The following is a 23,443-nucleotide window of genomic DNA, read 5'->3' on the forward strand; positions in this document are numbered from 1 at the left end:
GGCAGAGGGGCTTATGCGCTGTGCCGCACTGGCAGCCGATTCTGTACTGACTACCGGTGGCCGATCGGGGCTTCACTTCAGATCGACCACGCGATTGTCGGACAGGCTGCCCGGATCGTCGGTCACCGCCGTCATCACGAAGTACAGCGCCTTGCCGAGCAGGCCGCTGGGGCCGTCCCAGTATTCGGCCGACTCGGCGCGTACATGGATCAGGCGCAAGTTCGGATCGTCCTTGCCGCCGGGAAAGAACACCTTCATCGCCGGCGACCACAGTTGCTCGATCTTGGCCCGGTCGTGTACTACCTGCGCGGTGCCGGCCACCGACACATAGGTGTTCTTCGATGCCGACGCGTAGGCCACGTTGACGCGCGGGTCGGCGGCGATTTCCGCCACCTTCGGGCTGTCGGCAGCGGTGGCGAACCACAGGTCGCCGTCGAACTCGACTTCCTGCGTCCCCAGCGGCCGGCTCACCAGCCGGCCGTCGGCCGAGACGGTGGTGAACATGGCGATGTCCACCCCGCGGATCAACTCGGCCAGTTGCTTGATGTTCTCGCTGCGTTCGTGAAGTTGCATGCCTGCCTTCCCAATGGATGTGCACGCATCTGAGCGGATCGCCACGCAAAGCGACGTGAATCACACGGTGGTCACGTCCAATTCGCGTACCGCCGCTGCGGCGATCTCGAACGAGCGCAAACGCGCGCTGTGATCGTAGATGTTGGCGGTGAACAGCAACTCATCCGGCGCATGGCGCTCGATGAACTCTGCGACGCCACGCGCAACCTGCTCGGCATCGCCCAGCACCGTGCATGCGAGGGCGCGCTCCACACCTGCGCGCTCGTGCGGTTGCCAGAAGCTGTCGATGTCGTCGATCGGCGCAGGAATCTTGCCCGGCTTGCCGCGCCGCAGATTCACGAAGCTCTGCTGCTGGGTGGTGAACAGGCGGCGCGCCTGCGCCTGCGTTTCGGCGGCTACCACGTTCAGTGCCAGCATCACGTAGGGCTTGGCCAACTGCGCAGACGGGCGGAATTCGCGGCGATAGATCGCCACCGCTTCATCCATCGCATCGGGCGCGAAATGCGAGGCAAAGGCGAACGACAGGCCCATGGCCGCCGCCAGCCGTGCACTGAACAGGCTGGAGCCCAGCAGCCACACCGGCACGTCGAGGCCGGCACCGGGCACGGCCTGCACCAATTGTCCCGGCACTGCGGGTGCGAAATAGCGCAGCAACTCGGCCACGTCCTGGGGGAACTGGTCGGCGCTGTCAAAGTAACGGCGCAGGGCGCGCGCGGTGGGCTGGTCGGTGCCAGGCGCGCGGCCCAGACCCAGGTCGATACGCTGCGGATACAGCGAGGCCAGCGTGCCGAACTGTTCGGCCACCTGCAGCGGCGCATGATTGGGCAACATGATGCCACCGGCGCCGACACGGATGGTGCTGGTGCCGCCGGCCACGTGCCCGATCAACACCGCGGTGGCAGCGCTGGCGATCCCGGGCATGTTGTGGTGTTCGGCCAGCCAGTAGCGCTGGTAGCCCCAGCGCTCGGCGTGCTGCGCCAGATCCAGCATGTTCGCGAAGGCGTGGGTGGTGTCGCTGCCTTCGCAGACCGGCGCCAGATCGAGCACGGAGATAGGGGTCATCGATGACTCCGGAACCAGAGAATGTTCAGGAGATGGGGCCGACCTGCCGCTTTGCCAGCCATCTGCGGGCCGCCGGACAGGATTACAGCATTCCAGCAATCGAACACCGAGGCAGGCAGTCAGCGGCCTCGGCCACGCATGGATGGATCGCGCATGCACCTGCGTTCTCTTCGATGGCGGGCACGCGGCCAGCCCGCGTGCGGGGACGAAAGCCTAGGGCGCTCAACGAAGCACCGGCCGGTTCGAGAGCGGCCGCTGGCTACGATCACGATTCGTTGGCTGCAAGGCATGACCATGGCCTCTCCTGCCGTATCCACCCGCGGCTCAGACGTTGCACAGATCGCTGCGCGTATCGACCGGTTACCTGCCAGCGCAACCCTGTGGCGGCTGGTCGGCCTGTTGGCATTGGGCGGCTTTTTCGAGCTGTACGACCTGTTCCAGACCGCCTACGTCAGCCCAGGCCTGACCGCCGACGGCATCTTTGCCCATGGCAATGACGGTGCGTTCGGCGTATCCGATCAGGCCGCGTTTGCTGCGGCCACTTTTCTGGGACTATTCGTGGGCGCTGCATTCCTGAGTCCGCTCGCCGACCGCTTCGGTCGACGCATGGTGTTCACCTTCGCGCTGGTCTGGTACACCGCAGCCACTGTGGCGATGGGGCTGCAAAGCACTGCCACCGGGGTGATCGTGCTGCGCCTGGTGGTCGGCATTGGGTTGGGCATCGAGCTGGTGACCATCGACACTTATCTGTCGGAACTGGTCCCCCGGCATATGCGCGGCGCGGCGTTTGCATTTGCGTTCCTGGTGCAGTTTCTGGCGGTACCGGCAGTGGCGCTGAGCGCGTGGCTGCTGGTACCGCACGCGCCGCTGGGTGTCAGCGGCTGGCGCTGGGTGGTGCTGCTGAGCGGCGTGTTCGCACTGGCGATCTGGTGGCTGCGCAGCCGCTTGCCCGAATCGGCGCGCTGGCTCGCCGCCCAGGGCCGCTATGCCGAGGCCGACACGGTACTGACGCACCTGGAGGCACGCTGCGAGCGCGACATCCAAGGGCCTTTGCCGACACCGGTGGTTGCCGATGCGACGCCCGCCGGCCCGGGGCAGGTCTGCCTGCTATGGCGCGCGCCCTACCGCGGGCGTATCGGCATGCTGGTGGTGTTCCATGTGTTCCAGGCGATCGGCTTCTTCGGCTTCGGCAACTGGTTGCCGGCCTTGATCGCCGCGCAAGGCACCGGGGTGACCAAGAGCCTGGGATATGCGTTTGCGATTTCGCTGGCCTACCCGCTGGCGCCGTTGTTGCTGCTGCGCTTTGCGCAGCGCTGGGAAAACAAATGGCAGATCACCGCATCGGCACTGGGCGCGGTGCTGTTCGGCGTGCTGTTTTCGCTGCAGCATCAGGCCATCGGCATGGTGCTATGCGGGGCGATGATCGCATTCTGCAATGCCTGGATGAGCTTTGCCTATCACGGCTATCAGGCCGAGCTATTTCCCACCGTCCTGCGCGCGCGGGCGGTGGGGTTCTGCTACTCGTTCAGTCGCCTGTCGACGGCAATGAGCAGTGTGCTGATCGGCTGGCTGCTGGCCCAGGTGGGCAGTCATGGTGTACTGAGCTTCATCGTGATCAGCATGTCGATCGTAGCGAGCGTGATCGCCTGTTTCGGGCCGAAGACGCGCAATCGAGCGCTGGAAGATATCGCTGGCTGACCGCAGCGCGCCGAGACGGCGCGATCATGCGCCGCGAGCCGCTGCCAGTGCCGCGACGTTGCTCGGAGACGGCGCGGCAGGTGCGCTGCCCAGCGCAACCGTACGATCGGCCACTGCGGCCAGGCTGGTGCGGTGTGACACCACCACCAAGGCAGTCTGCGGCAACCGCTGCCGCAACATCAGCAGCACCTGCTGTTCGGCCTCCGCATCGAGTGCGCTGGTGGCTTCGTCCAGCACTGCCAGACTTGGCGCGCGCAACAACACCTGCGCCAGCAGCAGCCGCTGCAATTCACCGCCGGACAGGCGCCCTTCCTGGCCATGGATGACGGTGTCCAGCCCCTGCCCGTCGCGTTGCAGGCGGGCACCCAGCCCGACATCGCGCAGCACGTCCCACATCCGCGAATCGGACGCGCCCGGCAGCACCCATTGCAGACAATCGCGCACGCTGCGCTGCCAGGGGCGCACGGCCTGGCTGACGTAGGCGCTGTGGCGGATCAACTGGCGGTAGGCCGCAAAATCCAGCCGACGCCCCTCCACATGCGCCTCGAACAGCAACGGCGGCGTCTGCCCGGAGAGAACGTCCATCAGGCTGCTCTTGCCGATGCCGGACGGGCCGATGACCAGCGTCATCTCGCCTGGGACCAGCAACAGCCCATCGATCGCCAGCGCCGGCAGCGGCGGCGCCAGACCGATGTGCTCCAGGTGCAGCACACCCGGCAGCCGTTCGCCCGCCTCGCACGACACGGGCGTGCACGCCGTGTCCAGCTCCACGTAGCGCCGCCACAGCTGCAATGCCGGCCAGGCCGATCGCAGCTGCTGCACGCTTTGCCGCGTGGTGACCAGATACGGCAGCAGGCGGCCGAGCAGCAGGCCGACCGCGATCAGTGCAGCGCGGTCGGCACCCTGCCACAGGTTGGCCAGCACCAGGATGCCGGCGATGACAGCCACCGCAGTGAGTTCCAGCACCATCCGGCTGCCGGCCACCAGTTCCTGCTGACGCGCATAGCCCTGCCCCAGGCGGTTGGACATGCGCTCGTAATGCCGGAGTTCCACCGCTTCGCGCTGAAACGAACGCACATGGCGCAGGCGGCGTGGGAAGTCCTCGCTCAACCAGAACAACTGGGTCATGTCGGCCACGTAGTCGCGGCTGATGCGCGCCTGTGTCTCGCTGCCGGAGATGCGCAGGCCCAGCCAGGCCAGCAGCGCGAGCAATGGCACGGCGAGCAGCAGCGCCGGAACGATCAGGACCGCCACGCACATGCTGACCAAGGCCGTGATGCCGGCCACCAGCAGCTGCAACACCGCACTGAACCCCTGCGTGGCGATTTCGACGTTGTAGGTGAGCACGTTGGCGATTTCTGCCGAACTGGCGCCCGACAGGGCCGGTAACGGCGCGCCCATCAGTGCGCCATGGACGCGGCGGCGCAGGCCGATCGCATAGCGGCTGGTCAGGCGTGCGGCCAGCCGTGCGCCATGCCAACGCGCCAGCGCGAACACCATGCTGACGACCACGAACAGTCCTGCCTGCACCGCCAAGCCACCTGGCAAGATCAGCAGATGGCCGGCCAGCTGCACGCTGTGCCCGGGCTGCACCAACGGCAACAGACACACTGCCGCGATGCTGCCGACGCATGCAGCCGCCAGCGACACCGCGACGTACATCGCGACGGCCAGCCGGTCTGCCCGCTCCAACGTATCGACGAAGCTGCACAGCGCGGCCCGGATCCGATCATGCGCACCGCGAACCATCAGTCGCACGCATCGCCGCTGGTGCCGGCCTGTGCTTGCCGCCGGTGCTGCAGTGTCCTCATTGCAGCAGGTCCAGCAAGGCGTCCAGCGAGGCTTGCGGGTGCGGGCCGCGGTGCAGGGTGAACATGCCGATGCGCTGTACCTGCGCCACGAAACGTTGCCAGCCCGGCTGGCCGGCGGCATAGGGTTGGTCGCGCTGCAGGCACTGCGCAATCTGCGCGGACGGCACCGCCGCCAAGCCATTGGCCGATGTGCGGGACGGCAGTGGCGAGAGCATCACCACCGCGCATAGCTGCAAGGGCGCCGGCGCAAGCGTGGCATGCCCGTGGCGGATGTCGACTTCAAACTTTTCCACGCCGCTGCGGCGGCGGATGACGGGCGAGGCGCCGATCCATGCGCGCGTTTGCGCATCGACCAGCGCCAAGGCCTCCGGCCGCAGATGCAGGAAGTTGGCGACACCGGTGGTCAGCAGGCTGTCCGGCGCCACGAACACGCCGTCTTCGGCGATGAAGTCCAGCCCGTGCAGCAGGCTGTGCAGCGCCAGCGTGGACTTGCCCGCCCCGCTGGCACCGAGCAGCAGCACGCCGCGGCCGCGCCGCCCTACGCAGGCGCCATGCAGCGGCACCAACCCCATGCCGCGCGCCGCCAGCAGGAACACCGCAAACTCGATCAGCTCGTAGCGCACGTGATACGCATGCGCCAGCATGTCCTCGGAGACCACCAGCATGGCGCGGCGCTGCGGTACCGACAGCATCAGATAGTTGCAGGCATCCATGACGCCACAGACCAGGCCGCCCGCCGCGTGCGTACGCACCGGCGGCGGCTCGCCGGCGACGCTGGCCTGCGCTGCGGGCACCAGATCCAGCGTGATCTGGAACTGCGGCGCATCGGGCAGACGATGCGCGGGAAGCCCGGCGTAGGCGGTTTCGACCAGGGCCAGCAGCGCGGGGCTGTCGCTGTGGAAGTGAAACCGCGCACCGAGAATCTGCCGCTGCACGCTGAAAGCGCGCGGGCGTTGTTCGCCGAACGGGTCTGCCGCCACGGCCGCCTGCGCCGCGTCGCGTGCGCGCTCTTCCAGCGGCTGGTATTGCGCCAACGCAGCCGACTGCGGCATGCCTGTCATCCAATGCACCGATCAGCCGGTGTGTGCCGGCTGCACGCGCAAAGGTTGCATCGCTGTAGGCACTGAACAGGGGTCACCGGTTGCCACCTCACGCAGCGCAGCAGCGCAACCAAAGACGCCTGTGCGCGCACCTACTGCCGAGCCGAATGCCGGTATCTGCGCAGCCCGTTGCGCGTTCCCCGGCGTCAGAACGAGAGCCGCGTGCAGATGCTAAAGATTCAGGTCAGTCATTCGTATTTCCTGCGTTACGACCCAAAACAATGGGAGCGCGGCAAGCCGTATCCGCCGCTGGCCACCCTGCAGATCGCCGCATTGCTGCGCGAGCGCGGACACAGCCTGAGCCTGTTCGACGCGATGCTGGCCGACGATGTCGAGGACTACACCAAGGCCTTACACGATGCGCAGCCGGAGTTGGTGGTCTTCTACGAAGACAATTTCAACTTCCTCACCAAGATGTGCCTGAGCCGCATGCGCGAGGCGGCTTGCCGCATGATCGGGCAGGCGCGCGCGGCCGGCTGCCGGGTCTTGGTGGCCGGCTCGGATGCCTCCGACAACCCGGACGTGTTCCTGGCCGCCGGCGCGCATGCGGTATTGATCGGCGAAGGCATCGCCCCGTTGATCGCACTGCTCGAACGCTTGGAAGCCGATGCGCAGCTGGACACCACAACCTGGCTGACGGGCGTGCAGCGCATCGCCACCGGGCAGCCTTCCGGGGCGTTGCTGCATCCAGGCGCGCAACCACCGGACGCGCGCCTGAGCGGGCTGCCTGCCTGGGACCTGGTCGACATGCCGCGCTATCAACGGTTCTGGCGGCAACGGCACGGATATTTCAGTCTGAACATGGCCGCCTCGCGCGGTTGTCCGTTCCGCTGCAACTGGTGCGCCAAGCCGATCTGGGGCAACCACTATGCCCGGCGCGGCGCAGAGGACGTGGCGGCCGAAGTGATCCACCTCAAACGCAACTTCCAGCCCGACCATCTGTGGATGGCCGACGACATCTTCGGCTTCCATATCGACTGGGTGGAGACATTCGCGCAGCGGCTGAGCGAAGCCGATGGTGTCGTGCCGTTCACCATCCAGACCCGCGCCGATCTGACCAGCGACCGCATGGCAGCCGCCCTGGCGCGCGCCGGGTGTTCCGAAGCCTGGATCGGCGCGGAGAGCGGCAGCCAGCGCATTCTGGACAAGATGACCAAGGGCACGCAGGTGGCCGAGGTGATCGCGGCCCGCCAACGACTGGCTGCACACGGCATCCGCGTGGGCTTCTTCATCCAGCTTGGCTACCTGGGCGAGGAACTGGACGACATCCTGGCCACGCGCGCCCTGGTGACCCAGGCCGATCCGGACATCATCGGCGTCAGCGTGTCCTATCCACTGCCGGGCACCAAGTTCTATGAGGAAGTGAAGAATCAACTGGGCGGCAAGACGCATTGGCAGGACAGCGACGACCTGGCGATGATGTTCCGTGGCGCCTACGACACCGAGTTCTACCGCAGTGTGCGCGATCTGCTGCACACGCAGGTGGACCTGCAGCAGGCGCGTACGCGCATGGACGCCGCTGCGCTCGCGCAGGCGTCCGAGCAGTTGGAAGCGCGTTGGTCCGCGCTGATCGCCTCCGAACATCTGCACCGCAACGTACCGCTGAGCGAGGTTGCCGCACGCGCGCGGCGGCCACTGGCTGCGGTGCTGGTGGGCTGAGCGCGTCGCACGCAAGCCGGGCCGACGCCGCTCACCGGCATCACCGTCCGATCCTCATCAGGCAAGCATCGTTCTGCCGATCTTCTTCCGATTCTCCGGGATACCCATGCAGCCTTCGCTACGCACCATCAGACACGGCCTGCGCACCGCCACCGAGCGTCTTGCGCAGGAGCTGGCCCAACCCGGCAACGACGCGCCGCAGTGGAGCCGGCTGCAGTGGCAGCTGGCCGCCGCCGCCGCCGCTGCGCACGGGATCTCGCCACTACTGCAGCGACGCTCGCTGTGGCAGAACGCCGACTGGACGCATTTCCTGAGCGAACAGCGCCTGCATGTCGAGGACCGGCATCGGCGTATCGCGCTGCTGCTGACCCAGATCGACAGCGCCGCGCGTAGCGCCGGCATCGCACTGGTGGGGTTGAAGGGCACTGCACTGCACCGGCTTGGGGTGTATCTGCCGGGCGACCGCCCGATGGCCGATATCGACCTGCTGGTGGAACCGGACGATGCGCCGGCCGCAGCGGCACTGTTGTGCGCGCTCGGCTACAAGAGCGCGTTCGAACAGTGGAAACACCAGGTGTTCACGCCAACGCACGGCGCTGCGATCGCCGGCCTGGGCGAGCACCGCGATGCGCCGATCAATATCGAGTTGCACACCCGCATCCAGGAACGTCTGCCGCTGCGCAGCGTGGACATCACCGCACGCATCCGGCCCGAGCGCCCGCAACCGGGGTTGAATCCCTACCCCGGCGTCGGTGCGCTCATGTGCCATCTGCTGCTGCATGCCGCCGGCGGCATCTGCCATCGCAGCATCCGGCTGATGCATCTGCACGATCTCGCCCTGCTGGCCACGCGCATGGGCCCGCGCGACTGGGACGTCCTATGGGAAGACCCGGAAGTGACGCCCTGGTGGGCATTGCCGCCGCTGCTGTTGCTGCAACGGTACTACCGTACCGTGGTGCCGACGCAGGTGATGACACGGCTGCATGCGCACTGCCCGCGCCTGCTGCGCCTGCGTGTCGCGCAGCAGACGCTGACCACCGCGTCCTGCTCCAACCTGTGGCTGTCCGCACTGCCAGGCATCGCATGGTGCGCCTCGCTGGAGGAGGCGCGCCGGTATCTGCACAATCGGGTGGCACCATCGGCAGAAAGCCGCAAGGAACGCGCGGACATGTTGCGGACCCAGCTGTGGCTGCAGGACCGCCCGTGGGTCCGCCAGACCCAGACCCAGCGCCTGCTGACACGCCTGACCCGGCCGGTGCCGCGCACCGATATGCTGTATGTGGTGCGCGCCGCGCTTGACGGGTATCTGCGGCCGGCGTAGCGCCCAGCGCCGCGCGTTGTTCGATCGCGGCAGAGCGAGCATCGTCGTGATTCGACGAGCCAAGACGTCATGAACGCCGTGGTGCAGGCGCCATCGTGCAGGAACGCGGCCACGCGCGAAGACCTTATCGGTCACGCCTGTCGCGCCCGCGTGCGCTCCTACGCACGATGCGTTGTTTCTCGCAATGCTCGGCGCGTACCGGATGGCATCATGCATCGCCCGATCACGCTGCGTGCCTGGCGGACTGGCCGCGACATATCCTCGGTCGACGGGCGGCGCACGCAGGATACGTCCTCAGGACAGCGGGCGCTGTTCGCACAATCGGCGATGGATCTGCTCGAAGGCACGCGTGGTGAAGCCTGCGTCTTCGCGCACGGCGCGGCACTGCGCAGCCCAGGCCAGGCGCAGGCGCAGCTCGTCGTCGGCGAGCACCTGACGGATGGCCTCGGCCAAGCCGGCCCAGTCGCCCGGTGGCACCGCCAGCGCGGCGGTCGGTGCCCATTCGAGCAGGTGCCCGACCCCGGTGCCTACCGTCGGAACGCCGGCGACCGCCGCTTCCAGCAGCACCATCGGCCCGGCTTCGTGCAGCGACGAGTGCACCAGCAGATCGGCCGCCAGCATCAGCGGGCGCAGCTCCCGCTGCGTCTTGAAGCCGACGAAACGCACCTGCTCGTGCAGGCCCAGCTGCCGCGCCAGACCTTGTATCGCCCCGTCCAGCGTATCGACGCCGACCACCTCGAGCACGAAGGCCACGCCGGCGCGCTTGAGCGCAGCCATCGCGTGCAGCAGGGTGGTCTGGTCCTTGACGGGATTGAGGCTGGCCACATGCAATAGCCGGGCAACGCCGCTGGTGCGTGCGCGCGGCGGCGCGACCGGCCAGGCGCGCAGATCCACCCCCAGCGGCACCCGCTGCGCGGCGATCCCCAGGGCCTGCAGCGACGCGATGATCGGCGCACTGGCGGCGGTGACGCAGCCTGCCCTGCGCAGGATCACCGCCTCGCGCAGACGCCCACGCCATCTGCGACGACCGCCGTAGCCGATGGCATGCAACGCAACCAGTTCGCCGCCGGCGATATGCACCACGCTGGGCCGCCGCAGCAGCGTTGCCGCAGCCACGGCGATCAGGCTGCAGTGGCCGGAGAAGATCGCCTGAATCACATCGAATGGTGCACGTCGGTGTTCGTCGCGGATGGCGGCGATGGCCCGCAGCCGCGTACACGTCGCGCCGATGTTGTGGATGGTGGCGCCTCGCAAGGTCCAACTGCCCGGCAGCGGTTCCTGATGCAGCACGAACACATGTACCTGGTGATTGCGCGCCAGCCATTCGATCAAGGTCAGCACCACCGGGATCACCCGCCTGTCGCCACTGCGGTCCACGCCCCCCGGCACCACCAGGGCCAGCTTCATGCGCCCTCCCCCGGCACGCGCGACAACAGCCGTGCATACGCCTGCGCCCAGCGCTGGCCCACCGCGGCAAACGACAGGCGCGCATCGAAATGAGCCCGTACCTGTACCCGTCTGGGCGGTTGCCGGGCGATGCGCAACAGCAGGGCTGCCAACGCCGCGGCATCGCCCACCGGCCATAGTTCGCCCATCGTGCCGCTGTCGCTGAGCGCGCGAAAGGCCGGAATATCGGTGAGCAGCGGCAGGGTGCCGCAGGCATAGGCTTCCATCGCAGCGTAGCCGCAACTCTCGCGATGGCTGGCGGAAACGAACAGGTCGCTGGCACGCAGCAGCTCCTGCACGTGCGCATGCGCTGCCTTGCCGAGCAGATGCACGCGCTCGGCCAACAGCGGATCCTCGCGCAGACGCTGCTGGATCTGTTCCAGCAAGGGCGCCTGGTCGAACACGCACCATAGCTGCGCCTGTGGCAGCTCGCGCACGACGATCGCCATCGCATCGAGAACGCACAGCGGATCCTTCTCCGCGCTCAGGTGTCCGACCCACAGCACGCAGGGCTCGCCATGCAGCTGCGTTCGCGCGCGCGCACTCACCCGATCGCCAGGGGTGAAGCGGCTACTGCACTCGGGAATCGCAAAGAGCGGCATGTCGGCGCGAAACAACTGCGCACGCTGGAATGGCCGTGCCAGTTCCAGCGAGGTGAAGGCGATGGCGGCGACGGCGCGGTAACGCACACGCCACCGCCACCGGCTCCACCAGCGCGGTGGCGGGTTGGCATGGTCCTGCAGCAGGATCGGCCGCGTCGGCAGCAACCGTGCAAGCCGCTTCGCGTCGGCGGCGAATTCCAGCCCATGCACATGGATCACCTCGCAGCCGAGCTGTTGCAGCAGCGCGGCCAGCGTTGCGGCGCGCGCGGCGCTGCCGCGCATGCCCAGATCGACGAAGCGGTAATGCACGCCCTCGCGCACGATGTCCTGCGCGAGCAGGGACGCCTGAATCACGGTGACGCGTACCCCGGCACTGGCCACGGCTTCGGCGATGTCGGCCAGCGATGGCCACTGCGCAAACACCTGCTCGACGCTTGCCCCTTCGGGGGTGGGGACCAGATTGAGCTGTGCGACATGCAGACTCATCCGGCCCGCCTCGCAGATGTTGTTCGCGCGCAACCGAGATATCCGCGTTGCGAATGCGCAATAGCATCGTCGCACCAGCCTGCACCCCGCGCGCGGCGACCGTGCATGCTGGATGACCCCACGATGGTCATGCAGTGCGCCGCAGCCGCAACACCAACGCCACCGGCACCCGCAACGCAGCCGGATCGAAGCGCGCACCGGCGGGAATGTCGGCCGGATCCAGCATTGGCTCGGCCACGGCCTCGATCGCAAAGCCCAGGGCAGCGCATGCAGCATGCCAATGGCTGTACAGATGCTGGGTGTGGCGTACGGCGTAATGCCCGCCGCCGGCCTTGAAGTCGCGGCGCCAACCCAGCGCATGGCCGATCGGATGCACGTCGCTGCACAACACGATGCCATTGCTGCGCGTGATGCGATACAGCGCTTCCAGTGCCGGGCATAGCCGCTCCAGATGCCCGACCACCAGCCCGCAGATGCTCAGATCGGCAATGCCCTCGGCCAACGGCAGCCGTTCCAGGCTGCCCTGGCACAAGCTGACGCACGCAGCCGGCCACTGCTGCTCCAGTTCCATCTGCGCGCGCCGCAGCATGGGGAGCGACAGATCCACCCCGGTGACGTGCCGGGCGCCGCGGTGCAAGGCGTGCAGCATGTAGCGGCCGCTGCCGCAGCCGACATCCACCACGTGTTGGCCCTGCAGGTCGGCCGGCAACAGACCGAGCATGGCGCGTTGTTCGGCCTGCATCACCGGATTGTGCGCGTGCGGAGGATAGCTCTGTGCCCACAGCGCATAGGCGGCTGCGGGATCCAGCAGCGGTGGCGCGCTCACGATATCGCTCCGATGCGTGTGGTATCCGGTAGCGACGCGCGCCTCATGGCCGACACTGGCTCGATACCCGGCTCCAGCGCCAGCACGGCTGGATCTGCCAATGTCGCCTCGAGCAACTTGGGGCGCCCATCCAGCAACACCGGCACGGTCTGCAGCCCTGCAGCCTCGAACCAGGGGGCGAAATCCGGATCGGCGATGCGTGGCTTGCCGTCGCGGATCACCGCACGCAACTCGCTGCGCGCGCAGCCGACGATGCTTGCCGCCGGCTCACCGCCGCGGTCGGGCGCGATCACCAGATCGGCCACCGCACCCGGCGCGATGCGCCCGCGTTCCGGCAGGCGCAGGATGCGTGCCCCGTGGTGGGTGACCAGCCCAAGCAGCAGATCCGCAGCCAGCCCGCTGTCGGTGGCGATACGCAACTCCTCCAGCAGATCGCGTGCGCCGCTGAGGCGCGAATCGCTGCCGAGCGTCAGCCGCCCGGCCATGCACAGGCGCCATGGATCGAGCGTGCGTCCCAGCAGCGCGAGATTGCTGGACGGGCACCACACCACCGCTGCACCGCATGCGATGACGCGTTCGATATCCCGCTCCCCCATCCCCACGCCGTGGATCAGCACGGTGTTGGACGCAAGACAGCCCAGCCGATCCAGGGCGTCCAGCTCGGCCGACGCCACTGCATCGGTGCCTTCGGCCAGATGGATCATCCACGGGGAGTCCGAAGCGGTAGCGGCAAAGCTGCCTTGCACGGGAGGGCCGTAGCCGGTCCAGCCCAGCGCATAGCTCCATCCGAAATCACGCAGCAGGCCGACCGGAAAGTCAGCTGCGTCCAAGGCAGCATGCCAGGGATCGTGCTGCGCAACGCAGGTGACCCCTGCCAGCAAGTTCTTCAGCCCCCCGTGGCGTAGCCGCACTGCCTTGGGCACACGCAGCGCCGCCGCGACGGCCGGATGCCCGAAATGGGTCTGAAACGCCTCGATCCACGCATAGCTGTTGGGAAACGGCGCAACCTGCGGCAACGGCGGCACGCAGTTCACCTGCAAATGATCGTGGGCGTTGATCAACCCCGGCACCAGCACATGCCCGCGCAGGTCCAGTCGCAGGGTGCCGATGCCGAGCGTGCCGCCGAAACGGCCCCCACGCAGGTGCAGCGGCGCGTGCGACGGGCCGGCCAAGGTGAGCGTGCGTGCGCCCTGCAGGCAGACGTCGGCCATGGACATCGCCATCCCCCTCAGCGCTTGCGCAGCACGATCAGGAAGTGATCGCCCATCTCGCGCAGCAACGGCAATCCACCAAGGCGGTCATCCAGGCGACCCAGGCCTGCAGACAGCCGCGGATTCCGCTCGCAGAACTCCACCAGGTAGGGCGGCGGCAGGAACAGACTCAACGCGCGATAGCTGTGCAACGCGAAGTGCGGCTCGAACGCGCGGTAGAACTCGCGCGGCAGGTGGTACCAGGTCCAGATGGTGTGACCGTTCATACCGACGGCCGTAGCCCCTCTGGCTGCGCGTACCGCCGCGCGCCTGAAACGCCCGCGCAGCGCATAGTGGCCGATTTCCCACGGGCAGATGCGCCCGATCACCGAGAACACCAGGCAGCCGTCCGCACGCAGCAGGCGCGCGCATTGCGCAGCCACCGCCGGCAGATCCGGCGCACAGTTGAGCGGGCCGAAATTGGAGTACATGCCATCGAACGGGCCTGCGAGCTGATCCAGCTGCTGGATGCCCACATGCGCGGCGGCCAGTCGCGTTTCCAACCCCTGGGCGGCGGCGCGCTGACGGGTTCGCTCGACCATGGCCGGCGACCAGTCGGTTGCCAGCACGCGGTAACCACGACGCGCGAATTCGCCGGCATCCAGGCCCGTGCCGCACCCCAGATCCACCAACGATGCCCCCACCGGCAGCTGCGCCGCCACCGTGTCCCACAAGGTGGTACGCATGCGCTGGATCAGCGCATTGTTCCCACGCGGGCCGTCGTAGTCCGGCGCCACGCTGTCGAAGGCGCGCTGAGTGTCCAGCAACTGCTCGGGCGCGACCGTGCCGCCGCGCGCCGCATGCTCACTGGCCAACGCCATGCGCCACCTCCCTCGCCTGTCCTGCTGACTTCACTGAACTCTCCACATGCGCGATGCCTTCGCGGCATCGTCGATAGATCGGTAGGTGCCGCCCGCTGCTGGTTTGGTTGCAGCTGCGTGGGGCGCTGTCCACCCCGGGGCGGACAGCGCCAACATCCGGCGGGCACCCGGCCGGCGTGCACGGACAGTGCGGCGCCAGATCGGCGATATCGTCCACAAGGGCTGCGGCCATCGCGCCACCGGCTGCACCGGGCCAATCGTGGGACTCAGGCGGTGACGCCTGCGCCCACCTGCCTGCGGCGGCGCCAGGCATTGCGCACCACCGCCATCAGCATGCCCAGCCCTGCTCCGGCCAGCAGACCGACCGCCCACACCATGATCGCGTTCGGAAACGCCCGCTGTTCGGGCACGTACAGCGGCCACGCCAGCGAGGTCTGATAGGTATAGCGTGCGGTCAGCCGGGCGACCAGATCGTCGCGCTCGCCCTTGATCGCGCGAATGGTGGTGTTGCTGTCGGTCAGCAGCACCCCGGCCAGTATCTGCCCAGGTGTGGCAGCGGCGGCATCGTCTGCAGCCTGCAGTTGCCGCTGCAGCTGCGCACGATTGAGCAGAGCCACGCGCAGGTCCTCGTTCAGCCCCTGCAGACGCGTGCGCGCCAGCGCCAGCGCCGAGGCATTGGTCTGGCCATGCAGGGTCTGCAGTTGGGCCAGCGTTGCCTCCGCCAGTGCCCGCGCCTGCTGCTGCGACGCGGCGCGGATCGTGATGCCGATCAGGTTGGCGTACGGGTCCGGATCCGGTTTCAGGCTGCTGCGGTACATCTGCGCGGCACGGCTCCTGAGCGGCACCCCGGCCTGGCGCAGGACCGCATCCTGGAACAACCGCGTCTTCATGCGATCGATCACCCGCTGGAAGGGTTCGACCTTGGGATCGCGCCCGGCTGGAGTCGGCCCGATTTCGCCCACCTGGATCCAGGCCGTGGCTTCCCACTGCGGCTGGGCCACGCGCAGGAAAGCGAACGTGATGCCCAGCACCAACACCAGGGCGGCCAGTGCCCAACGCCACTCACGGCGCAGGATGCGCCACAGGTCGATCAGATAGATTTCGTCGTGCTGGGTCATGGTGCGCTGGCTCGAAACGGAAGAAACGGAGAAGCCGCGGTCACGCCGCGGATGGAAGCGCTGCGTTGCGATTGGGCAGCAGCAGCGTGCAGACATGCAGCAGCAGGCACAGCGCGATGAAGCCGAAGTTGGTCCAGGTGAATGCCTGCGGTGCGAATGGCGACATCAGGCAGGCATAGGCCAGGCGCAGGAAGATCAGCACATGGAAGATCGACACCGAATCATTGAGGCGGCGCACGCTCCACACCAGCCCGGCATACAACGCCAGCAGCGCGGCCACCGCACCCGGTGCGCCCCAGGCCATCAGGAACGGAAAGAACTCGGTCCCCACGTTGATGTTGGGCGCATCCAGCGGGATGCTGGTGCCGGCCGTGGCGACGGACCCACTGAACGGCACGATCTGATTGATCAGGAAATTCGCATTGACGTAGCCCTTGGCCAGAATCGCGCTGAAGTTGTAGGGACCGGCACTGATGTACAACAGCAGCCATTGCACGCCCTGCGGCATTGCTCGATAGAACGCACCGAACGGCAGCGCCACGCTGGCCAACGAACCGGAGCGCAGCGCGCCAAGCAGCGAAAACACGCCGCCACCGGCCACCGCCAGCAGGCAGATCCGCTTCCACGGCAGCCGCTGCGCCGGGTCGCGCCGCAACAGCATCACCAGCACGAACGAGAACAGGCCGGCAAAGATGCGGTTGCGGTCGATCACCATGATCGGGAACACGAACCCCAGCGTCACCATCGCCACGCGCAGCCCGCGGTGACGCACGCAGAGCAGCGCGATCGGCGGCAGGATCCAGCACATGTTGGAGACATGCCGCACATGCGAGCGCAACGGACTCAAGGTCGCATACGAGGACGGATCGCTGAACAACGGAATCGGAAACAACACCACGTCCACGATGCAGAACGCAGTCACCCCCGCCGCCAGCGCCAGCGCAAGGAATGCATCGCGCGTGCCGGTGTAGCGATAGTCGCGGAACCGCTCGGCGCCAGGCAGCCGCGTTCCCAGGGCCGCATCCAACAGCATGGCCGACGCCGCGGCAATCGCCAGCAAGGCGACACCTGCGATGTAGTCGCCGGGCAAGCTGTAGGTCAACAGCGTCAGCGCACAGGCGAGCAACATTGGCAACGCCAGATAGCTGGCAGGCCGGCGCAGCAACGCCTTCATGCCGGCTCCGAGGCGCCGCGCACCGACCCGGCACGACGCGAAAAAGGCGATGACAGCCAGGCAAAAGCCGCCAGATGGCCGACCACGTGATGAGGTCGGCGACGCAGGAACGCCACCTTGGCTGCGATGTAACGTGCCTGGGCGCGCAGCAGCGTGCGTTCGGGCTCATCGAACAATGCCACGCAGCGCAGCGCAACCTGACGCGATTCATCGAGGTTGGCAATGCGCGAAGCGACGTCTGCCGTCTTGCTCAGATTGCTCCCATGCAGGCGATAGGCGCATACCGGCATGTCGATGAATCCCAAGGCGTTGCGTGCCGCCAGCCTCAGGAAGAAATCCCAGTCTTCGATACGTAGTGATTCGTCCCAGCCATTGCGTACATCGAACGCGGAGCGCCGCAGCATCGCGACCGCACCGCTGACCGCCCAGTGACGGATCACCGCGCGTGCGATAGTGGACGTGGAACGATACAGATCGACATCCACCCCGTGCAGGTCACGCATGGCACTGGCATGCAACAGCTGCCCATCCGGATCGACCACACAGGCATCGCCGATTACCGCCAGCGCCTGCGGGTGCCCGCGCAGATAACGCACCTGCGCGTCCAACCCACCTGCCAGCAGATAGTCGTCGCTGGCGCCAAGGCGCAGGTACTCGCCGTTCGCACGCAAGGCCAGCTCGTTGAGCGTCGCCGCAACCCCGCGGTTCTCGCGCCGGACGAATTGCACCGGAAGCCGATCCCCGTGCATGGCGACCCATTGCGCGATCTTCTCTGCGGTCGCATCGCTGGAGCCGTCGTCGACGATGACGATCTCCTTGCTCGGGTAGGGATCCTCCAGCACGCTGTCCAGGCAGCGCTGCACGAAACGCGCGTGATTGAACGCCGGGATCAGCACCGACACCAGCGGCCAGCGCGCGCGCGCGGATGGTTGCGCCTGATCGCTCATACCGGCCGTACCAGATATCGCCGCACTACCAGCACATTGAACAGCAGATAGAGAGCATAGTTGGCGACGAAGGCGTACATCGCGCCGATCAGCCCGAACCATGCGCTGAACAGATACACCAGTGCCAGGTAACTGGCGGCGAATACGCACTCCGACACCACGAACAGCCGTGTCATCGCCTTGGCCAACATCACATAGGACAGCACGAAGGCGGCGATCTTGATCACATCGCCCACCAATTGTGGCGCGTACAGAGGGACAGCGTCCGCGAAATTGGTATCGAACAGGAGCCATGTGATCCAACCGCGGCAGGCATACACGCCCAATGCCATCGCGACCACGGCTGGCATCACGTGGCGATACGCGCTGCGCAGTTCGCGCGCCAGGTCGCCGCGCTCGTGCAGGGAGGCGAGCTTGGGCAAGTAGTACACATTGATGGCGGTGGTGAAGAACAGCAGATACGCATCCGACACCCGGCTGACGGCTTGCCAGTAACCGACCTGCTGCCATCCGAATTGCGTGACCAGATGATCGCGCACCAGGATGATCGACAGCTGCGGCACCAGCGTGGACGTCAGCGTCATCAGCGAGAACGCGGCCAGTCTGCGGGTCATCGCCGCGTCGAACCGTATCCGAAACATCTCGCGGCGGAAGTACGGGCTGCAACGCACCGTCGGCACTCCGGCCAACAGCCATAACACCTGTCCCAAGATCAGGCCCAGCAAGGCGCCCTGCAACTGGGCACGGCTTGACAACCAGGTCACCAACGCCACGCTCATCGCCGCTCCGCTCACCTGCACGAAGGCAAGGCGCCGCACATCCATGAAGCCGTTCATCACTGCCAACCCATAGTTGACTGCGGCGATTCCCAGTTGGGCGATCGCCAGCACGCAGATCAGCGGTCGGTAGCTGGCATCTCCCAACAGGCGTTCGGCGATCGCTGCACTGAACAGCAGCGTCAACGCTGCCATCAGGCAGGCGGCCCAGAACGCGTACCACAACGCCGCCCCGAACAGGCGCGCCAGTGCCTGAGGATCGTCGCGATACTGCGCCACATACTTGACGACCCCAGCGCTGATGCCGCCGCCCGCCACGACCGCCAGCACCGACATCAGATTGAGGAACTGGCCCAGCCGGCCGATGCCTTGCGGCCCGGCATGCACCGCCACCAGCTTCACGACCACCAGTGCAGCCAGGAGCTTGGCCAGGGTGGCGATACCGGTATAGACGCTGCTGCGAACGACATTCATGCGCTGCCTTCGAACGCCTGGCATGCGGCAATCACGCGACCGACCGACGCCGCGTCCAGGGTCGGACCCATCGGCAGACTCAACACTTCCTCGTGCAGGCGTTCGCTGATCGGAAGGTAGGCGTCGCCCAACGTGGCGTAAGCTGGCTGGCGATGTGCGGGGACTGGATAGTGGATCTGGGTCTGCACGCCATGCTGTAGCAAATGTGCCTGCAAGGCGTCGCGCCGTGGGCTGCGTACCACGAAGAGGTGCCAGACGTGCTGCTCATCGGACACCACGCTGGGCAGGGCGATCATGGGGTGATCGATCTCGCGCAGATAGCGCTGCGCCACGGCACGTCGCAGTGCTACCTCCTCGTCCAGATGCCGGAGCTTGACCCGCAGCATCGCCGCCTGCAGTTCGTCCAGTCGTGAGTTGACCCCCTGGCACAGGTGGTGATACTTCACCTCCGAACCATAGTTACGCAAGGCGCGAATGCGCTCAGCCAATCGTGCATCGGACGTCAGCACGGCCCCGCCATCGCCCAGCGCTCCGAGATTCTTGGTCGGGAAAAAACTGAAGGCGGCTGCATCCCCGAAGGCACCCGCACGTACCCCGTGTGCGGCAGCGCCGTGCGCCTGCGCGGCATCCTCGATCAGCAACAGCCCGTACCGGTGCGCCAGCGTGCGCAGCGATGCCATGTCCGCCAGCTGTCCGTAGAGATGCACCGCCATGATCGCGCGCGTGCGTGGGCCGATCGCTCTTTCCACGCTGTTCGGATCCATGTTGAAGGTTGCCGGATCCGGCTCCACCGGCACCAGCACCAGCTGGTTCTGACTGATCGCCAGATACGTGGCGATGAAGGTATTGGCCGGCACGATGATCTCGTCGCCTTCGCGTAGCACGCCTAGCTCGCGATATCCACGCAGGATCAACGACAACGCATCCAGGCCATTGCCCACGCCCACCGCATGGGCAGCGCCGCAATAGCGGGCAAACTCCATTTCGAACGCGGCCAGCTCCTGGCCGAGTACGTACCAGCCGGCATCGATCACCCGCGCGGCGGCGGCCTTCAGCTCATCCGCATAGCGCGCGTTGACCGAGCGCAGATCCAGGAACGGCACGGTTATCACAAGGTCCACCGATAGGAATCCTGCACCACCGCACGCGCGCCAAAGCGCTCCTTCTGTTCGACCAGGCCCTCATTGAGCACCTGCCCGCCTTGTTCGGTGGAGATCCCGAAGCTGAAGCATTCGCGCTGCGCATAGACCCGGGTGATCAGCTCCGACAGCAGCAGGCTCAGCGCATCGAGTCGGCGTCCGTGCTCGGACACAGCCAGATACTGGGTGTGCACGCTACGGCCGAAATCCAGCACCAATGCTGCCGCGAGCAACTGCCCCTGCGCATGCGCCTCGTGCAGCACGATGTGATGCGGAAAGCGCCGCTGCAGCAGCTGCAGCTCGTCCAATCGGTGCGTGGGCACCACGCCGTGCCTGAGCAGGACCTCGCTCAGCAATGCGTGAAACGCCTCCAATGTGGTGCCGATCTGCACCTGTATCCCCGCCTTGCGTGCCTTGCCGATCGACCGCCGCCGCTCGGCACTGAACGTGAACGGCTGGCGCAGCGCAATCACCGAGGACAGGTCGCGCCGGTACAACTGCGCACCGACCCGATGCAATGCATACAACTCCTCTTCTGCCGGGTAGGTGTGGAAGACATGCGGCACCGGCTTGTACACGATCTCGTTCACGCCACGCGCGCGGTAGTGTTCCGCGATCTGCTCGAACACCTGCAAGGTAGCCCCGGCGCGAAGCGCCATCGACGACAGCAGCCCGGCGTAGGTCAGCCCGGCATGACTGCTGACGCGGTCGCCGCAGACATTTGCGGGAAACGCCGCGACCGGCTCACCGCCCCGCTCGATCAGCAGGGACGCATCCACGAAGCGATCGGCGTGGTAGTCCATGTAGCCGCGTCGGTGCAACAGATTGCCATTGCGCGAACACGCCACCAACGCATCCCAGGCGGCCGCATCGCTGGGGAGATAAGGTCTAACCGAGTACATGGCCGCCCTGCAGCTCCCTTGGCATCGCGGCGTCGGCCAGGCCGAAGCCGGCATGGCCCATGGCATTGCCGTTGTAGAACATCAACACGCGCTCGCCCTGCTGGATCAGTGCCGGATAGCACAGCGCCTGCGCATCCCAGCCCGTGTCGGACAGCTCCACGCCAAGCTGGCAATCGTCGCGTTTCCAATGCAGGCCGTCGTCACTGAAGGCGATGCCAGGAAAATAGCCACCCCTGACATCCCCGCGGGTGAAGTACATCAGGTAGCGGTCGCCAAACCGGTACACGCGTGGACGTCCGATACGGTATTCGTCGCCGAGCGGCAGCAGGCAGGCGATGTCGTCGCTGGAGATGCTGTGCAGGTCGTCGGTCTCGACGTAGCGGATGTGATACCGCGGATACGGCTGGCCATGGATGTACTCCCAGTCGTTCCCTGCCGCATACCACAGCCGCCAACGGCCATCTTCGTAGCGCACCGAATGCACGGCAGCGATCGTGCTACGGCCGGAAGCACGGTCCAGCAGCGGTGTCTCCTGACGACGCTGGAAGGTCCCACCCCCATCGTGCGACACCGCCAGGCCGGTGAAGGCAAGAAACTTGGCCTTGGCCACGCGCTGAAATCCCACGTAGAACATGTAGAGCCCATCCGGCCCGGTCACCACGTCGCCCAGGATCATGCCGTTGTCGTCGAAACAACCGTCGCGCCCGATCTCCAGAACCGGCTGCCGGCTCACTCCGACGACCCGGGTGGGCGCGTCGGCGCATACGTCCACATAGCCGATCCGGCTTACCCCTTGGGTGTCGCGGAAACCCGCATAGATCCGCAGCACCTCAGCCGAGAGCCGGTACGGCGTCGGGGTCAGTGCCGCATGCTGCATCCAACCGCCCACTCCGTCGCGCGCGACATCGAATACCAGGCCTCGCTTGCGCCAGACGAACATGCCGTCAAAGCTCCACATCGAAACTGGACTTGCCCGCCACCGCGCGCGCCGGCGAACCGACGTAGACCCGTCCGGCTTCGGTATGCCGTGTGACCAGCGCGCCGGCGCCGATGATGTTGTCCGCAGCGATGCATACCTTGTCGCTCAATGTGGCGTTGACGCCGATGAAGCTGCCACGGCCGATTTCGCAGTAACCGGAGATCACCGCATGCGAGGCGATGAACACGTGATCCTGAACGACCGTGCGATGGCCAATGTGATTACCGCTCCACAGGATGCAGTTATCGCCAATACGGGTGAAGGGCTGGATGACATTGCCTTCGAAGACGAAGCAATTGGCACCGAGCTGCGCATTGCGCCAGACGAATGCGTGCGAACTGACGTAGCTGGCACAGCGATACCCTCGCCGCAAGACGTCATCGTAGAAGCGCATCCGCAGGCGATTCAATCGCGTCGCAGGAATCGCAACGAACACTTCATGCTCATCGGGACGATAGCGCCGCTCCAGCTCTTCGTAGGCGACTACCGGCAACTCTACCAAAGTGGGGCGGATCAGGTAATCGCGTTCCACGCTGAAGGCGACCACTTCATAGTCGCTGTCGTGTCGAAAATATTCGCAGGCGATCTGCGCGAATTCTCCTGCGCCAACGATCACCAGCCGCTTGCGTGCGCTCATGCTTCCAGCCTGCACGCTTCGAGTCGACGTTCGCCACGCACCTCGCTGAGGAACTGATCGTAATCCAGGATGTAATCCGTCGGATCGTAAAGCTGATCGGCCAGCACCATCAGGACGCAATCGGGGGTGAACCGATACAGATCGCGCCATACCAGGCGGCCGAGCAACAGGCCTTGCGATGGATCGTCCAGCACCACTTCGGTTGGCCCGTCACCCTTGCCTTCGTCCACCAGGATGGTCACCGAACCGTGCAGGGCCACCGCCAGCTGGGTGAGCTGGCGATGCGCGTGCTGCCCGCGGTGCACGCCGGGGCGGGTTCCGAACAGGTAATACACGCGACGTATGTCGAACGGGACATTACGCGCCTGCTCCAGGGAAATGAGCAGGCCACGATCGTCGCCGTGGGTGTGCAACTGGATGCGTTCGATAGCCATGATCGGTGGGCGTAAGCGCTGACTGCACGTGGTGCGACATGCCTGAGTGCGTCGGGGTGCGTGAAAGGTTGCGCCCCGTCGCGGCCCACGAAACGATGCGCGCGAACGCGTAGCTGCGAACCAGCAGTCCTCCTGATGCGAACCTGCGACAAGACGCCCGTATCGCAGCCATGCAACCTTTCGTCGGCATCGCCGCACATATCCGTGC

20 protein-coding genes and 1 pseudogene are annotated in these 23,443 nt (G+C 66.5%); 3 read left to right on the forward strand and 18 right to left on the reverse strand.

Translation table 11 applies throughout. The annotated features are described in order from the left end of the window. Positions 1–72 precede the first annotated feature (72 nt). Both LL964_RS16325 and LL964_RS16330 read right to left on the reverse strand, forming a co-directional pair. Positions 73–573: a pyridoxamine 5'-phosphate oxidase family protein gene (locus LL964_RS16325; RefSeq protein ID WP_104588291.1), complete on the reverse strand. Its 501-nt coding sequence runs from the start codon at positions 571–573 to the stop codon at positions 73–75. Positions 574–633: 60 nt separating this feature from the next. Continuing rightward, a complete protein-coding gene (locus tag LL964_RS16330; RefSeq protein WP_104588290.1) occupies positions 634–1,635 on the reverse strand; it encodes an LLM class flavin-dependent oxidoreductase in 1,002 nt (333 codons plus the stop codon). A 288-nt stretch (positions 1,636–1,923) separates the two neighbouring features. Between LL964_RS16330 and LL964_RS16335 the strand changes: the two genes are divergently transcribed. Next, positions 1,924–3,333: an MFS transporter gene (locus LL964_RS16335; protein WP_146092411.1), complete on the forward strand. Its 1,410-nt coding sequence runs from the start codon at positions 1,924–1,926 to the stop codon at positions 3,331–3,333. Positions 3,334–3,357: 24 nt separating this feature from the next. Here the strand turns inward: LL964_RS16335 and LL964_RS16340 are convergent, their stop codons facing one another. Together LL964_RS16340 and LL964_RS16345 are read right to left on the reverse strand one after the other, a co-directional pair. Beyond that, a complete protein-coding gene (locus LL964_RS16340; RefSeq protein ID WP_104588289.1) occupies positions 3,358–5,082 on the reverse strand; it encodes an ATP-binding cassette domain-containing protein in 1,725 nt (574 codons plus the stop codon). A 58-nt stretch (positions 5,083–5,140) separates the two neighbouring features. Beyond that, positions 5,141–6,196, reverse strand: coding sequence for a phosphoenolpyruvate carboxykinase (ATP) (locus LL964_RS16345; protein ID WP_104588288.1), 1,056 nt, complete (start codon positions 6,194–6,196; stop codon positions 5,141–5,143). A gap of 155 nt (positions 6,197–6,351) precedes the next feature. On the opposite strand from LL964_RS16345, the pseudogene LL964_RS16350 reads away from it, so the two are divergent. Together LL964_RS16350 and LL964_RS16355 are read left to right on the forward strand one after the other, a co-directional pair. Next, positions 6,352–7,903 (forward strand): annotated as a pseudogene (locus LL964_RS16350) (B12-binding domain-containing radical SAM protein). Between the two features lie 106 nt (positions 7,904–8,009). Continuing rightward, positions 8,010–9,224 carry a nucleotidyltransferase family protein gene (locus tag LL964_RS16355; RefSeq protein WP_104588286.1) on the forward strand — a complete coding sequence of 405 codons (1,215 nt, stop codon included), beginning with the start codon at positions 8,010–8,012 and terminating at the stop codon, positions 9,222–9,224. A 294-nt stretch (positions 9,225–9,518) separates the two neighbouring features. Here the strand turns inward: LL964_RS16355 and LL964_RS16360 are convergent, their stop codons facing one another. The 14 genes from LL964_RS16360 to LL964_RS16425 form a co-directional block, all read right to left on the reverse strand. Continuing rightward, positions 9,519–10,631 (reverse strand): glycosyltransferase family 4 protein, encoded by a 1,113-nt coding sequence (locus LL964_RS16360; RefSeq protein WP_104588285.1) that lies wholly within the window; start codon positions 10,629–10,631, stop codon positions 9,519–9,521. Further along, positions 10,628–11,758, reverse strand: coding sequence for a glycosyltransferase family 4 protein (locus LL964_RS16365; protein WP_104588358.1), 1,131 nt, complete (start codon positions 11,756–11,758; stop codon positions 10,628–10,630). Before LL964_RS16365 ends, LL964_RS16360 begins: the two co-directional genes overlap by 4 nt. A 127-nt stretch (positions 11,759–11,885) precedes the next feature. After that, entirely contained in the window at positions 11,886–12,584 is a 699-nt protein-coding gene (locus LL964_RS16370; RefSeq protein ID WP_167395395.1) for a class I SAM-dependent methyltransferase, read from the reverse strand. Further along, positions 12,581–13,801, reverse strand: a complete 1,221-nt coding sequence (locus LL964_RS16375; protein WP_104588284.1) for an amidohydrolase family protein — start codon at positions 13,799–13,801, stop codon at positions 12,581–12,583. The genes LL964_RS16370 and LL964_RS16375 overlap by 4 nt, the downstream gene beginning before the upstream one ends. A gap of 11 nt (positions 13,802–13,812) precedes the next feature. Next, positions 13,813–14,655 (reverse strand): class I SAM-dependent methyltransferase, encoded by an 843-nt coding sequence (locus tag LL964_RS16380; protein WP_104588283.1) that lies wholly within the window; start codon positions 14,653–14,655, stop codon positions 13,813–13,815. A 266-nt stretch (positions 14,656–14,921) separates the two neighbouring features. Further along, on the reverse strand, positions 14,922–15,773 hold the full coding sequence (locus LL964_RS16385) for a Wzz/FepE/Etk N-terminal domain-containing protein (protein ID WP_104588282.1): 852 nt from the start codon (positions 15,771–15,773) through the stop codon (positions 14,922–14,924). 40 nt (positions 15,774–15,813) lie between these two features. Continuing rightward, complete coding sequence (locus LL964_RS16390; protein WP_104588281.1) at positions 15,814–16,947, reverse strand: hypothetical protein; 1,134 nt, start codon at positions 16,945–16,947, stop codon at positions 15,814–15,816. Beyond that, a complete protein-coding gene (locus tag LL964_RS16395) occupies positions 16,944–17,894 on the reverse strand; it encodes a glycosyltransferase (protein WP_104588280.1) in 951 nt (316 codons plus the stop codon). Before LL964_RS16395 ends, LL964_RS16390 begins: the two co-directional genes overlap by 4 nt. Continuing rightward, positions 17,891–19,144, reverse strand: a complete 1,254-nt coding sequence (locus tag LL964_RS16400) for an O-antigen translocase (RefSeq protein ID WP_104588279.1) — start codon at positions 19,142–19,144, stop codon at positions 17,891–17,893. The genes LL964_RS16395 and LL964_RS16400 overlap by 4 nt, the downstream gene beginning before the upstream one ends. Then, positions 19,141–20,253 carry a DegT/DnrJ/EryC1/StrS family aminotransferase gene (locus LL964_RS16405; RefSeq protein ID WP_104588356.1) on the reverse strand — a complete coding sequence of 371 codons (1,113 nt, stop codon included), beginning with the start codon at positions 20,251–20,253 and terminating at the stop codon, positions 19,141–19,143. Before LL964_RS16405 ends, LL964_RS16400 begins: the two co-directional genes overlap by 4 nt. Further along, complete coding sequence (locus LL964_RS16410) at positions 20,253–21,185, reverse strand: GNAT family N-acetyltransferase (protein WP_104588278.1); 933 nt, start codon at positions 21,183–21,185, stop codon at positions 20,253–20,255. The genes LL964_RS16405 and LL964_RS16410 overlap by 1 nt, the downstream gene beginning before the upstream one ends. Continuing rightward, complete coding sequence (locus LL964_RS16415; protein ID WP_104588277.1) at positions 21,172–22,125, reverse strand: glycoside hydrolase family protein; 954 nt, start codon at positions 22,123–22,125, stop codon at positions 21,172–21,174. Before LL964_RS16415 ends, LL964_RS16410 begins: the two co-directional genes overlap by 14 nt. 4 nt (positions 22,126–22,129) lie before the next feature. Next, complete coding sequence (locus LL964_RS16420; RefSeq protein WP_104588276.1) at positions 22,130–22,801, reverse strand: acetyltransferase; 672 nt, start codon at positions 22,799–22,801, stop codon at positions 22,130–22,132. Then, complete coding sequence (locus LL964_RS16425; RefSeq protein ID WP_104588275.1) at positions 22,798–23,235, reverse strand: sugar 3,4-ketoisomerase; 438 nt, start codon at positions 23,233–23,235, stop codon at positions 22,798–22,800. Before LL964_RS16425 ends, LL964_RS16420 begins: the two co-directional genes overlap by 4 nt. Positions 23,236–23,443 lie beyond the last annotated feature (208 nt).

The organism is Xanthomonas melonis, from assembly GCF_020783655.1.
GTDB classification, from domain to species: Bacteria; Pseudomonadota; Gammaproteobacteria; order Xanthomonadales; family Xanthomonadaceae; genus Xanthomonas; species Xanthomonas melonis.

Bases quoted from the DNA above. Each gene is read 5' to 3' on its own strand.
- LL964_RS16325 (WP_104588291.1), bottom strand. From the start codon at position 573: ATGCAACTTCACGAACGCAGCGAGAACATCAAGCAACTGGCCGAGTTG.
- LL964_RS16330 (WP_104588290.1), bottom strand. From the start codon at position 1,635: ATGACCCCTATCTCCGTGCTCGATCTGGCGCCGGTCTGCGAAGGCAGC.
- LL964_RS16335 (WP_146092411.1), top strand. From the start codon at position 1,924: ATGACCATGGCCTCTCCTGCCGTATCCACCCGCGGCTCAGACGTTGCA.
- LL964_RS16340 (WP_104588289.1), bottom strand. From the start codon at position 5,082: ATGGTTCGCGGTGCGCATGATCGGATCCGGGCCGCGCTGTGCAGCTTC.
- LL964_RS16345 (WP_104588288.1), bottom strand. From the start codon at position 6,196: ATGCCGCAGTCGGCTGCGTTGGCGCAATACCAGCCGCTGGAAGAGCGC.
- LL964_RS16355 (WP_104588286.1), top strand. From the start codon at position 8,010: ATGCAGCCTTCGCTACGCACCATCAGACACGGCCTGCGCACCGCCACC.
- LL964_RS16360 (WP_104588285.1), bottom strand. From the start codon at position 10,631: ATGAAGCTGGCCCTGGTGGTGCCGGGGGGCGTGGACCGCAGTGGCGAC.
- LL964_RS16365 (WP_104588358.1), bottom strand. From the start codon at position 11,758: ATGAGTCTGCATGTCGCACAGCTCAATCTGGTCCCCACCCCCGAAGGG.
- LL964_RS16375 (WP_104588284.1), bottom strand. From the start codon at position 13,801: ATGTCCATGGCCGACGTCTGCCTGCAGGGCGCACGCACGCTCACCTTG.
- LL964_RS16380 (WP_104588283.1), bottom strand. From the start codon at position 14,655: ATGGCGTTGGCCAGTGAGCATGCGGCGCGCGGCGGCACGGTCGCGCCC.
- LL964_RS16385 (WP_104588282.1), bottom strand. From the start codon at position 15,773: ATGACCCAGCACGACGAAATCTATCTGATCGACCTGTGGCGCATCCTG.
- LL964_RS16390 (WP_104588281.1), bottom strand. From the start codon at position 16,947: ATGAAGGCGTTGCTGCGCCGGCCTGCCAGCTATCTGGCGTTGCCAATG.
- LL964_RS16395 (WP_104588280.1), bottom strand. From the start codon at position 17,894: ATGAGCGATCAGGCGCAACCATCCGCGCGCGCGCGCTGGCCGCTGGTG.
- LL964_RS16400 (WP_104588279.1), bottom strand. From the start codon at position 19,144: ATGAATGTCGTTCGCAGCAGCGTCTATACCGGTATCGCCACCCTGGCC.
- LL964_RS16410 (WP_104588278.1), bottom strand. From the start codon at position 21,185: ATGTACTCGGTTAGACCTTATCTCCCCAGCGATGCGGCCGCCTGGGAT.
- LL964_RS16415 (WP_104588277.1), bottom strand. From the start codon at position 22,125: ATGTTCGTCTGGCGCAAGCGAGGCCTGGTATTCGATGTCGCGCGCGAC.
- LL964_RS16420 (WP_104588276.1), bottom strand. From the start codon at position 22,801: ATGAGCGCACGCAAGCGGCTGGTGATCGTTGGCGCAGGAGAATTCGCG.
- LL964_RS16425 (WP_104588275.1), bottom strand. From the start codon at position 23,235: ATGGCTATCGAACGCATCCAGTTGCACACCCACGGCGACGATCGTGGC.